Genomic DNA, 12,213 nt, shown 5'->3' with positions numbered 1-12,213 from the left:
ATGCGCCAGGCGCCGGGCTCAGGCCCCCGCCGCGTTCAGCAGCGTGTCGAACACCTGCTGCGCCACCTGCAGGATCTTGGCGGCGGCCTGGTAGCTCTGCTGGAACTGGATCAACTGCGCCGCCTCCTCGTCGAGGTTGACGCCGGTGGTCGAGGCCAGTCGCTGCGCCAGCGTGTCGGCCACGCCCGCCGAGATCTGCGCCGACGCGTTGGCGCCCTGCACCGCCACGCCCACGCCGGCCATCGTGTTGGCATAGGCATCGGTGATCGTCGTGCCGCCGGCCGGCTGGCCGGACGCATCGAGACGCCGGCCCACCATCGTCTCGTCGCGCAGTGCGGCCAGCGCCAGGGCGTTGCCGTTGTTCGCGGCCGGGAACTGCGTCGGCGCGACGGTGAAGCTGTCGCCGCTGGCGGGCACGCCCTTCAGCTCCAGCTCGAACCCGTTGAGCGCGATCGGCTGGCCCGACTGCCAGGTGCCCGTCCCGGTCGTGGTCGTGCCGGTGGCCGGATCGTGCAGCGACCAGGTGTAGTCCACGCCGGCCCCGTTGGCCGCGCCGAACGCGAAGGTCGCGGTGCGCGCCGCGTCGATGCTGCTGCTGACGACCGTCAGCGAGTCCACGGTCGCGGTGCCGGTGTTCGAGGCGTTGGCCGTGGCGGCCACGGGCGAGGCCGCGGCGATGCCCTTCGGGTCGTTCAGCACCGTCTTCATGCCGTTGGCGGCGCGGGTCACCGGCTGCAGCAGGAAGCGGTCGTTGGCGCCCGGCGTGCCGCTGACGTTGACCGTGATGCCGTCGACGGTGTCGCCGTTGGCGATGCTGCGCACCATGCCGTCGCTGCGGCGGGTGAGCAGGAAGCGGCCGGCGTTGCCGGGGTCGGCCTGCAACTCGTACTCGCTGGCCTCGAGCTGCGTCGCATCGGCCACCGACAGGCTCACGCCCGCCAGGTAGTTGCCCGATGCATCCTTGGCGTTGGTGGAGGCCGGGCCCGCCGTCGGCGCGCCCACTGAGAAGATCGGCACGCCGGCGCCCGGCGGGTTGCCCAGGTCCAGCCCCAGGCCCTGCTGCTCGTTGACCCGCGCCGAGAAGGCCGCCGCCATCTGCCCGAGGCTGGTACGCGCGTTGACGAGGTCCTGGTTCTGGAATTTCAGCAACCCGGAGATCGATCCGCCGGTGAGGCTGTCGGCCTGCAGCATCCGCAGGCCGCCGCCCGCCTCGACGATGCCCAGCGCCGAGCGCGAGGCGTCCATCGGATCGGGGGCGATCTGCAGCGGCGTGGCCTGGTTGCCCAGCACGAGCCGCTGGCCGCCGGCCATGAACACGCCCATCGTGCCGTCCTCCGCCGGCAGCGTGGTGACCTGCACGAACTGGCTGAGCTGCGAGACGAGCTGGTCGCGCTGGTCCAGCAGGTCGTTGGGGGAATGGCCCAGGCCGTTGACCTTCGCGATCTCCTGGTTCACACGCGCGATGTTCGCGGTGATCTCGTTGACGGTGCCGACGGAGGTCTTGAGGTCCGCCGTGACGCCCGCCTGCAGCGAATCGAGCTGCAGCCCCGCGTTGGCGAAGCGCGCCGACAGCTCCGACGCACGCGAGAGCGCCACCTGCCGCGCCGACAGGTCCTGCGGGTTGCTGGCCAGGTCGACCATCGCGTTGAGGAACTGGCCCGCGGCATGGCCGACGCCGTCCTCGCCGGTCGGAAACACCTTCTCCAGCGCCTGCAGCTGCGACAGGCGCGTCAGGTCCATCATCGCGGCCGACTTGGTGGTGGCGGCCTCCGCCGTCAGGAACTTGTCCTGCGAGCGCGTCACCGTCACCACGTTCACGCCCTTGCCGAAGAAGCCGGCGCCGCTGAAGTGGCCCTTGTTGGTCTCCAGCATCACGTCCTGCCGCGAATAGCCGGCGACGTTGGCGTTGGAGATGTTGTTGCTGATCGTCTGGAGCTTCGCGTAGTTCGCGGTCATCGCCCGCGTACCGATCGACAGCAATGCACTGCCCATGGCCTGCAGCCCTCCTTCAGGTCAGCGCGCGTTGCAGGCGCAGCGTGGTGTTGATGACCCGCCCGAGCTTCTCGGCGTATTGCGGATCGGTGGCATAGCCCGCCTTCTGCAGGTTCTGCGCGAAGCCGTGCGCCGAGTTGCTGTTGGCCACCACGTTCTGGTAGCGCGGGCTCTCCTTCATCAGCTTGCCGTAGTCGTTGAAGGCTTCCTCGTAGCTGGAGTAGGCGCGGAACTTGGCCTTCACCTTGGTGGCCTTGCCGTCGATGAATTCGGTGGTGGTGATCTCGGCGGTCGGTCCGGTCCAGCTGCCGCCGGCCTTGATGCCGAAGAGGTTGAAGGAGTTGGACCCGTCGGCCATCTTGATCTCCTTCTTGCCCCAGCCGGTCTCGAGCGCGGCCTGCGAGATCATGAACGCCGCGGGGATGCCGGTGGCCGCCTCGGCGGCCTTGGCATCGCCGGACACGCGCTCGACGAACTCCTGCGCCGTGGCCGGCGGACGCAGCGGGGTGCGCTGCACGGCCGCGCTGGCTGTGGCACCAGGCGCGACCAGCGACGAAGAGCCGCCCAGCACCGCGGCGGCCGACCGCGTGGGTCCCAGCGGCATCGGCCCGGACGACGCCGTGGCCGACGACGCGGCCACGCCCATCTGGCGCTCGATCTGGCGCGCGATGACGTCGGCCAGCCCGCCCTTCTGGCCGCTGAGCTGCTTGGCGTACTGCGTGTCCAGCATGTCGGTGCCGAGCTGCGTGCCGCTGTTGTCGAGCATGCCGCTCGACAGGGTCGATGCGCGCATGTTCTTCAGCAGCTCCTGCATGAAGATGGCCTCGAACTGCCGGGCCGCCTCGCGCGTGGCCGACTTCGGATCGGCCCCCGCCTGCGTGCGCAGCGCCGCGAGCGATGCCGGGTCGGTGCCCAGGCCGGAGGTGTTCGGGATCATCGCGGCGGCTCCGTCAGATGACTTCGAGTTCGGCGTTCAGCGCGCCGGCGGACTTCATCGCCTGGAGGATCGCCAGCAGGTCCTGCGGCGTCGCGCCGAGCGCGTTGAGCGCCTTCACCACGTCGGCGAGCTTGGTGCCCGCCGGCATCTGCACGAGCGCGCCAGCCTGCTGCGTGATGGCGATGTCACTCTTCTGCGCCGCCACCGTCTCGCCCTGCGAGAACGGCGCCGGCTGGCTGACCACCGGCGTGCTGCTGATCGTCACCGACAGGCTGCCGTGCGCCACCGCGCACGCCGACAGCGTGACCGCCTCGTTCATCACCACCGAGCCGGTGCGCGCATTGAGCACGACCTTGGCGGCGGGCTTGGCGAGGTCGAGCGCGAGGTTCTCGATGTCGGCCAGGAAGCCGACGCGGGCGTTCGGATCGAGCGGCGTGCGCACGCGCACCACCCGGCCGTCGAGCGCCTGGGCCGTGCCCTCGCCCTTGGCGCGGTTGATGGCGCGGGCCACCTCGCGCGCGGTGGCGAAGTCGGCGCTGTTGAGGTCGAGCTGGATGAAGTCGCCGCTCTGCGACAACGGCGTGTTCACCGCCCGCTCCACCGTCGCGCCCTGTGGCACGCGCCCGGCGGACAGGTGGTTGATCTGCACCTTCGAGCCGCCGGCCGACGCGCCCGCGCCGCCCACCACCAGGTTGCCCTGGGCCAGCGCGTAGATCTGCCCGTCGGCGCCCTTCAGCGGCGTCGCGATCAGCGTGCCGCCGCGCAGGCTCTTGGCGTTGCCGAGCGACGAGACGTTGATGTCGATCTGCTGGCCCGGCTGCGCGAAGGGGGGCAGCATGGTGGTGACCATCACCGCGGCCACGTTCTTCAGCTGCATGTTCGTGCCGGGCGGCACCGTCACGCCCATCTGCTGCAGCATCGCGTTCAGGCTCTGCGTGGTGAACGGCGTCTGCGTGGTCTGGTCGCCCGTGCCGTCGAGGCCCACGACGAGGCCGTAGCCCACCAGCTGGTTGGGCCGCACGCCCTGCACTGCGGCCACTTCCTTGATGCGTGCGGCCTGGGACGACGCCGGCCACCACAAGGCGGCGCTGGCGGCGACGGAAGCGACTGCGATGGCGATGCGCACGAGGCGGTCTGCAGGTCCCATGGTTCGGCTCCGGAAGGGGGAAAGGACGGGGTACTGCATCAGATCGGCAACACGCTGAGGAAGATGCGGCCCAGCCAGCCCATCACCTGGGCATCGGCCTGCTGGCCCTTGCCGCGGTGCTCCACACGCACGTTGGCGACCTGGGTGCTCTGCACCGCGTTGCCGGCGCGGATCGCGCGCGGATCGACCTGGCCCGAGAAGCGCAGCACGTCGACGTTGGCGTTCACGCCGATCTGCTTTTCCCCGGTGATCAGCAGGTGCCCGTTGGGCAGCACGCCGGTGACGATCGCAGTGATGGTGCCGGAGAAGTCGTTGCTGCTCTCCGTGCTGCCCTTGCCGCTGAAGTTGTTGGCGCCGGTGCCGGCCGCGCTGGCCTTGGCCAGCAGCGACGCGCTGCTGATCAGCGGCACCGCGGTGAGGCCGGCCTCGACCGAGCCGCTCTTGTCGACCGTGCTGTTGGAGCTCTGGCTCGCGCTGACCTTCTCGACGATCTGCACGGTGAGCACGTCGCCGGGCAGGCGCGCCCGGTGGTCCTCGAACAACGGCCGGTACCCCGCCGACTGGAAGATCGCACCATTCGTCGCCATGGGTTGCGGCATCGCGGCCGGCAGCACCGGCGGCGGCGCGTTGATGTCCACCGGCGGCACGCGGTAGTCGTTGATCGCGGCGCAGCCGCCCAGGCAGGCGGCGGCGGCCGGCAGCAGCGCGGCGAGGAGCGTACGGGAGGTCGCCATCAGAGTTGCCCCAGCTTGGCCAGCATCTGGTCGGAGGTGCTGATGGCCTTGGAATTGAGTTCGTAGGCGCGCTGCGTGGCGATCATCGTCACCAGCTCCTCGACCACGTTGACGTTGCTGGTCTCGACGAAGCCCTGCTGCAGCAGGCCCAGGCCTTCGGTGCCCGCGGTGCCCACCGTCGGGGCGCCGGAAGCGGCGGTCTCGGCGAAGAGGTTGCCGCCCAGCGGCTCAAGGCCCGGCGGGTTGATGAAGTTGGCCAGTTGCAGCTGGCCCATGTTCTGCGGCGCGGCCTGGCCCGGCATCGACACGTTGACGGTGCCGTCCTGCGCGATCTCCACCGCCGTGGCGTTGGCCGGCAAAGTGATGCCGGGCATCAGCACGTAGCCGCTGTTGGTGACGATCTGGCCGGTCTGCCCGTCGACCTTGAACGACCCGTCGCGCGTGTACGCGGTGGTGCCGTCGGGCATCTGGATCTGGAAGAAGCCGTTGCCCTTGACCGCCACGTCCAGCGGGTTGGTCGTCTGCTGCAGGTTGCCCTGGCTGAAGTTGCGCGAGGTCGCAACGGTGCGCACGCCCAGGCCCACCTGCAGGCCGGTGGGCAGCTGCGTCTGTTCGGAGGTGGCCGCCCCCGCCTGGCGCAGGTTCTGGTACATCAGGTCCTCGAACACGGCGTGCTGGCGCTTGTAGCCGTTGGTCGATGCGTTGGCCAGGTTGTGCGACACGTTGTCCAGCTGCATCTGCTGGGCTTCCATGCCGGTCTTGGCGATCCAGAGGGAACGGATCATGGCGGGGGCTCCGTGAGTCTGGGAGCGATGATCCGCCGGACTTGAGCCTTCAAGCGGGCCGAAAAGCAGGCTGCAAACCGGGCTTATCGTTCCTGGGAGACAGCGCCCCATGCCGGGCCGCGGCCGGCGCCGGGCCGCCCCAAGGCGGCCGCGCCACCCTCTCGGAGGGTGGCGACAGGTACCCCTGGCACCCGGTGCCCCATCACACCGACATGTTCATGATCTCGGAATAGGCCTGCACCAGGCGGCCCCGCACCGTCAGCGCGGACTGGAAGCCGATCTGCGACTTCTGCATCGCCACCATCGTCTGCTCGAGGCTGACGGTGGGGTTGTCGAGCTGCACCTCGCGCTGCAGACGCGACGTCTCCATCTGCTGCGCGCTGACCGCCTTGAGGGCCCGCGTCATCTCGGTCTGGAAGCTCCCGCTCTCGGCCACCTTGCCGACGGCGCCCAGGGGCTGCCCGTTGGGCTGCAGCCCGGCGCGGGCGGCGGCTTGTGTGAAGTCGAAGGGTTTGAGCTTGAGTTCCATGGGAGCCCTCGTCGGTGGTTGGGGGGCGGCAACACGGGCACAGGCGGTCCGGAGGGCACCTTGCCACGGACGCAACTCTAGGGGGGCACTCCGCCGCACGATGGAGCGAACTGGCGCCCGTTTGCTCCACTGTTTCCGCTATAGCCGGCCGACCCTCGGCCGAACAATGGCGCCACGCTGAAAGCCCCCTGTCGTAAGACCGTCGCACCGCCGAATGGACACCGCACTCGCCCCCCTGCCGAACCAGGCCCTGACGCCACCGCCCGACGGCGCCGTGGCGGAAGCGCCTTCGGCGCCGTCCACCACGCTGGCCCGGCTGGCGGCGATGCCCGCCAAGTCCAAGGCGATGCTGGGCGCCGCGGCCGCAGGCCTCATCGCCGTGCTGGTCGCGATCGTGCTGTGGAACCGGCCCGACGATTACAAGGTGCTGTTCGCCAACCTGAGCGAGAAGGACGGCGGCGCCGTCGTGGCGCAGCTGTCGCAGATGAACGTCCCCTACCGGTTCCTCGAAGGCGGCAACGCCATCCTGGTGCCGGCCGAGAAGGTGCACGACGTGCGCCTGAAGCTCGCCACCGCCGGCCTGCCCAAGGGCTCGGTGATCGGCTTCGAGCTGATGGACAACGCCCGCTTCGGGCAGACGCAGTTCCAGGAACGCCTGACCTTCCAGCGCGGCCTGGAAGGCGAACTCACCCGTTCCATCCTGGCGCTGGGCTCGGTGGAAGCGGTGCGGGTGCACCTCGCGCTGCCGAACCAGAACGGCTTCTTCCGCGAGCAGCAGAAGCCCTCCGCCTCGATCCTGCTGACGCTGCACCCCGGCCGCACGCTCGACCGTTCGCAGATCGCCGGCATCGTGCACCTGGTGTCGTCGTCGGTGCCCGAGCTGAACCCCAAGGCCGTGAGCGTGCTCGACCAGACCGGCGCGCTGCTGTCCGACCCGCCCGACGGCAGCGCCCAGAGCCTGGACGAGCAGCAGTTGAAGCGTGTGCAGCAGATCGAGGCGATCTACCTGAAGCGCGTGACCGACATCCTCGAGCCGGTGGTCGGCCGCGACAACCTGCGCGCCAACGTGACCGCCGAGCTCGACTTCTCGCAGAGCGAATCGACCTCGGAGCAGTTCCGGCCGAACCAGGGCCCGGACGCCGCCGCGGTTCGGAGCCAGCAAAGCCTGGAGTCGACCAACGGCATCAACCCGATGCCCAGCGGCGTGCCCGGCGCGGCCACCAACCAGCCCCCCGTGCCGGCGGCCGCGCCGATCAACGGCGCCTCGCAGCCCCTGCAGGGCGCGCAGGGCGGCGGCGCCGGCGGCAACCAGCTGCGCCGCGAGAACACCACCAACTACGAGGTCGACAAGACCGTGCGCGTCACCCGCGGCGCCACCGGCACCGTCAAGCGACTGACCGCCGCGGTCGTCGTCAACCACCGCACCACGACCGACCCCAAGGGCAAGACGGCCACCGTGCCGCTGACGCAGGAGGAGCTGGACAAGCTCACCTCCCTCGTGCAGGAGAGCATCGGCTTCAACAAGGACCGTGGCGACTCGGTCAAGTTGATCAACGCGCCGTTCCGCGTCGAGCCGCCGAAGGAAGAGGAAGACGTCCCGCTGTGGAAGCAGCAGGAAGTGCGCGATCTGCTGCAGACCGGCGCCGTGCCGCTGTCGCTGGCCCTGGTCGCGCTGATCATCGTGTTCGGCCTCGTGCGCCCCGCCCTCAAGGCGGCCCGGCCGCCCGAACCGGAGCCCGAGGCCGCGCCGCAGCTCGACGCGATGCTCGACGAGCCGGTGGCGCTGCCGGGCGACGAAGCCCTCGCCGCGCTGGAAGGCCCCAAGTCCATCGAGAAACTGGAGCAGGCCCGTGCGCTGGCCCGCGAGAACCCTCTGGTCGTCGCCAACATCGTGCGCGGCTGGATCAGCGGCGAACCCGCCTGACGACCCCCGCCGCAACCGGACAACGCATTCATGGCCAAGGAAGAAGATCAAGGTGCCGAGGACGCAGCGATCCTGCTGATGTCGCTCGGCGAGGAAGAGGCGGCGGGCGTGTTCAAGCACCTCGCCCCCAAGGAAGTGCAGAAGCTGGGCGAAACCATCGCCCGGATGAAGACCATTCCCCGGGAGCGGCTCGACGCGGTGCTGACGAAGTTCACCGAGACGGCGAGCGACCAGCACATGCTCGTGCCCGACAACGACGAGTACGTGAAGTCCGTGCTGCGCAAGGCGCTGGGCGAGGACCGCGCCAACCTGCTGATCGACCGCATCCTGCAGGGCGGCGACACCAGCGGCATCGAGAGCCTGAAGTGGATGGACGCGCTGTCGGTGGCGGAACTGCTGCGCAACGAGCACCCGCAGATCGTGGCCGCCATCCTGGTGCACCTCGACTTCGACCAGGCCAGCTCGGTGCTCAAGTGCTTCACCGAGCGCCAGCGCAACGAGGTGCTGATCCGCATCGCCACGCTCGACGGCATCCAGCCGTCGGCGATGAAGGACCTGAACGAGGTGCTGAGCAAGGTGCTGGCCGGCGGCGAGCGCACGCGCAAGGCCAACCTGGGCGGCGTCAAGGCCGCGGCCGAGATCATCAACATGCTGGGCTCGGCGGTCGAGACCTCCGCGCTCGACTACATCCGCGAATCGGACAACGACCTGGCCCAGAAGATCATGGACAACATGTTCACCTTCGACGACCTCGACAAGGTGGACGACAAGGGCATCCAGACGCTGCTGAAGGAAGTGCAGAGCGAATCGCTGGTGATCGCGCTCAAGGGCGCCTCGGCCGAGCTGCGGGAGAAGATCTTCCGCAACATGTCCAGCCGCGCGGCCGAGACCCTGCGCGAGGACCTCGAGTCGCGCGGTCCGGTGCGGCTGTCGGAAGTGGAGGCGGAGCAGAAGGAAATGTTGAAGACCGTGCGCCGCCTGGCGGACGAGGGCCAGATCGTGCTGGGAGGCGCAGGCGATGACGATTTCGTCTAAGGACGACGACGCCCCGCGCCACGTGCCGCCCGCCAGCGGCAACCGCTCGGCCTCGATGTACGCACGCTTCATCCCGCGCGAGGAGCTGCGCGGCTTCGCGGCCTGGCGCCCCGACTCGTTCGGCGACGACCTGGACGGCGTCCAAGCGCTGCGCCGCCCGCCCGAGCCGGCCCCCGAGCCCGCGCGGGAACCGTTCGACGAACCCGAGATCGAGCTCGCGCCGCCTCCCCCGCCCGGCCCCACGGTGGAGGAACTGCAGGCCGCCGTGCAGGAGGCCGCGCAGGAAGCCCGCCAGACCGGCTACCAGGACGGCTACCGCGACGGCCTGGTCGCGCTCGAAGGCTTCAAGCAGAGCTTCGCGCAGCAGATGGCCGCGCAGATCGGCCAGCTGGCGACGGCCTTCAACACGCAGCTCGACACGCTGGAAGCGGAGCTGGCCGCCACCGTGGCCGCCACCGCCACCCAGCTCGCGCGCCAGGTCGTGCGGGAGGAACTGGCGGCACGGCCCGAACTGGTCGCCCGCGTCGCCGAGGAGGCGGTCAACGCGGTGCTGCTGTCGGCGCGCCACATCCGGGTGTTCGTGCACCCGGAAGACCTGCCCCTCGTCGCCTCGGGCGCCGCCGAGGCGCTGGAGGCGCGCGGCGCACGGCTGATGCCCTCGGGCCAGCTGCAGCGGGGCGGCTGCCTGATCGAATCCGATGTCGGACGCATCGACGCCCGCATCGACACCCGCTGGGCCCAGGCCGCGGCCGTGCTGGGCCAGGATGTGCCCTACGACGGCGGGACGCAGGCGCCATGAGCCGCGAGGAGAAATGGTCGCGCTACATGGCCGACCTCAAGGCGTTCTCGGCCACGGCGCTGCCGCTCGAATGCGAGGGCGCGCTGGTGCGCGTGACGGGCCTGGTGCTGGAAGCCGCAGGCGTCCGTGCGCCGGTCGGCTCGGTGTGCGAGGTGCGCATGGAGGGCCAGCCCCCGGTGCTGGCCGAGGTGGTCGGCTTCAACGGCGACCGCGCCTTCCTGATGCCCACCGGCGAGCTGCACGGCCTGGCGAGCGGCGCCCGCGTGGTGCCCCGCCCCGCGCCGCGCATGCCGCCCCGGCTGGGCCACGACAACCGGCCCTGGCGCCGCAGCGAGGACCGCGGCCTGCACCTGCCGATGGGCGATGGCCTGCTGGGCCGCGTGGTCGATTCGCACGGCCACCCGATGGACCGCAAGGGCCCGCTGGGCGCCACGCACAACGAGCCGATGATCCGCCGCGCCATCAACGCGATGGACCGCGACCCGGTGCGCCAGCCGCTGGACACCGGCGTGCGCGCGATCAACGCGATGCTCACTGTCGGCCGCGGCCAGCGGCTGGGCCTCTTCGCCGGCACCGGCGTCGGCAAGAGCGTGCTGCTGGGCATGATGGCCCGTTACACCCAGGCCGATGTGATCGTCGTCGGGCTGATCGGCGAGCGTGGCCGCGAAGTGAAGGAATTCATCGAGGACATCCTCGGCGAGGAGGGCTTGAAGCGCTCCGTCGTGGTGGCCGCGCCGGCCGACGCGCCGCCGCTGGTGCGCATGCAGGGCGCCACCTACGCTACCGCGATCGCCGAGCACTTCCGCGACCGGGGCCAGCACGTGCTGCTGCTGATGGACAGCCTGACCCGCTACGCGATGGCGCAGCGCGAGATCGCGCTGGCGATCGGCGAGCCGCCGGCCACCAAGGGCTACCCGCCGAGCTGCTTCGCGAAGCTGCCGCAGCTCGTGGAGCGCTCCGGCAACGGGCTGAACGGCGTGGGCTCGATCACCGCGTTCTACACCGTGCTGAGCGAAGGCGACGACCAGCAGGACCCGATCGCCGATGCCGCCCGGGGCATCCTGGACGGCCACATCGTGCTGTCGCGCGACCTGGCCGAGGCCGGCCACTACCCTGCCATCGACGTGGAGAAGTCGATCTCGCGGGTGATGACCAGCGTGGCGCCCAAGGAGCACATCGACGCCGCGCGCCGCGCCCGGCAGCTGCTTGCCAAATACAACAAGGCGCGCGACCTGATCCAGCTCGGCGCCTATGCCCCCGGCCACGACGCCGAGCTCGACGCGGCGGTGCGCGCCCACCCCGCGCTCGTCGGCCTGCTGCAGCAGGGCATGCACGAGCAGGCGAGCCTCGACGCCAGCCGCCGCCAGCTCGCCCAGGTGGGCGGCTGACACCCCACCAGGAGCCTGACCGGTGAGCACCACCCAATCCCTGCAAGTGCTGCTGGACCGCGAGACGGACGAGCGCGACGGCCTGCTCGCGGCGCTGCAGCAGGCGCAGATGCGCGCCCAGGCCGCGCGCGCACAGACGGAGCAGCTGATCGCCTACCGCGACGACTACCACCGGCGCTGGTCGGGCCAGTTCCGCACGCAGGCCACGATGGACATCCTGCGCTGCTACCAGGACTTCTCGCAGCGGCTGGAGGAAGCCATCGCACAGCAGACCCGCGTGGCCACGCATGCGGAAACCCAGGTGCAGCGCGCGCGCGAGGCGCTCACCGCGCAGGAGATCCGCGTCGCCTCGGTCCGCAAGCTGATCGAGCGGCGCATCGCCGAACAGCAGCGCGCCGCCGAGCGCCGCGACCAGAAGCAGACCGACGAAGCCGCGCAGCGGGCCGCCTGGCGCCCCACGCCCGCCTGAGCGGACGCCGCGGCGCCCTCCCGACAACGAACACCCCGCCACCATCGCCATGCTGAACGCCACCTCGCTGTCCTCGTCCCCCTCGCCGCTGCAGGGCGCCCGCACACCGCAGGCCGGTGGCGGCAGCAACGGCGCGCCGACCGCCGCCGACGAGGCGCCCGACGCGTTCGCCCGCCAGCTGGCGCAGGCCCAGGCGGCCAAAGCGCTCGCTGCGCAGCGTGCACAGTCCGCGCGTGAAGCACAGCAGGCGCTCGATGCGCGCCCGGCGGAAGCGCCCAAGGCCGCCGAGCCGGCACAGGCCGCCGCCGAGACGGCCGAAGCCTCCGGCAGCGAGCACCGCACCGAAGAGGACGACGCGGCGGCCGACCCCGCCGCACCCGAGGCCGCCTGGCTTGCCCAGCTGCTGCCCGGGGGCGCCGAGCGCCTCGCGCGCGCGCGGGCCGCGGGCGCCGGCCCGGCCGACGGTGCGCGCCG

Annotated in this window: 11 protein-coding genes and 1 pseudogene; 6 read left to right on the top strand and 6 right to left on the bottom strand. The window is 70.9% G+C overall.

Annotated elements, in window-relative coordinates:
• Nucleotides 1-18: 18 nt before the first annotated feature.
• From flgK to fliE, 6 genes are all read right to left on the bottom strand, one after another.
• Entirely contained in the window at nt 19-1,992 is a 1,974-nt protein-coding gene (gene flgK / locus V4F39_RS04070) for a flagellar hook-associated protein FlgK (RefSeq protein ID WP_332288006.1), read from the bottom strand.
• A gap of 16 nt (nt 1,993-2,008) precedes the next feature.
• Nucleotides 2,009-2,929, bottom strand: coding sequence for a flagellar assembly peptidoglycan hydrolase FlgJ (gene flgJ, locus V4F39_RS04065; RefSeq protein WP_332288005.1), 921 nt, complete (start codon nt 2,927-2,929; stop codon nt 2,009-2,011).
• 13 nt (nt 2,930-2,942) lie between these two features.
• Nucleotides 2,943-4,076: a flagellar basal body P-ring protein FlgI gene (locus V4F39_RS04060; protein ID WP_332288004.1), complete on the bottom strand. Its 1,134-nt coding sequence runs from the start codon at nt 4,074-4,076 to the stop codon at nt 2,943-2,945.
• A gap of 38 nt (nt 4,077-4,114) precedes the next feature.
• A complete protein-coding gene (locus V4F39_RS04055) occupies nt 4,115-4,810 on the bottom strand; it encodes a flagellar basal body L-ring protein FlgH (protein ID WP_332288003.1) in 696 nt (231 codons plus the stop codon).
• Nucleotides 4,810-5,595 (bottom strand): flagellar basal-body rod protein FlgG, encoded by a 786-nt coding sequence (flgG, locus tag V4F39_RS04050; protein WP_332288002.1) that lies wholly within the window; start codon nt 5,593-5,595, stop codon nt 4,810-4,812. The genes V4F39_RS04055 and flgG overlap by 1 nt, the downstream gene beginning before the upstream one ends.
• A gap of 202 nt (nt 5,596-5,797) precedes the next feature.
• Nucleotides 5,798-6,124: a flagellar hook-basal body complex protein FliE gene (gene fliE, locus V4F39_RS04045; RefSeq protein ID WP_332288001.1), complete on the bottom strand. Its 327-nt coding sequence runs from the start codon at nt 6,122-6,124 to the stop codon at nt 5,798-5,800.
• A 214-nt stretch (nt 6,125-6,338) separates the two neighbouring features.
• Between fliE and fliF the strand changes: the two genes are divergently transcribed.
• From fliF to V4F39_RS04015, 6 genes and pseudogenes are all read left to right on the top strand, one after another.
• Nucleotides 6,339-8,048: a flagellar basal-body MS-ring/collar protein FliF gene (gene fliF, locus V4F39_RS04040; RefSeq protein ID WP_332288000.1), complete on the top strand. Its 1,710-nt coding sequence runs from the start codon at nt 6,339-6,341 to the stop codon at nt 8,046-8,048.
• A gap of 30 nt (nt 8,049-8,078) precedes the next feature.
• Complete coding sequence (gene fliG / locus V4F39_RS04035) at nt 8,079-9,083, top strand: flagellar motor switch protein FliG (protein ID WP_332287999.1); 1,005 nt, start codon at nt 8,079-8,081, stop codon at nt 9,081-9,083.
• Nucleotides 9,067-9,882 (top strand): FliH/SctL family protein, encoded by an 816-nt coding sequence (locus tag V4F39_RS04030; protein WP_332287998.1) that lies wholly within the window; start codon nt 9,067-9,069, stop codon nt 9,880-9,882. The genes fliG and V4F39_RS04030 overlap by 17 nt, the downstream gene beginning before the upstream one ends.
• Nucleotides 9,879-11,270, top strand: a complete 1,392-nt coding sequence (fliI, locus tag V4F39_RS04025) for a flagellar protein export ATPase FliI (RefSeq protein ID WP_332287997.1) — start codon at nt 9,879-9,881, stop codon at nt 11,268-11,270. Before V4F39_RS04030 ends, fliI begins: the two co-directional genes overlap by 4 nt.
• Nucleotides 11,271-11,292: 22 nt before the next feature.
• Complete coding sequence (gene fliJ / locus V4F39_RS04020) at nt 11,293-11,739, top strand: flagellar export protein FliJ (RefSeq protein WP_332287996.1); 447 nt, start codon at nt 11,293-11,295, stop codon at nt 11,737-11,739.
• A gap of 49 nt (nt 11,740-11,788) precedes the next feature.
• Nucleotides 11,789-12,213 (top strand): annotated as a pseudogene (locus tag V4F39_RS04015) (hypothetical protein); the annotation flags it as partial.

Source organism: Aquincola agrisoli, assembly GCF_036621135.1.
Lineage (GTDB): Bacteria > Pseudomonadota > Gammaproteobacteria > Burkholderiales > Burkholderiaceae_C > Aquincola > Aquincola agrisoli.
This window is presented reverse-complemented; position numbering and strand designations above follow the sequence as displayed.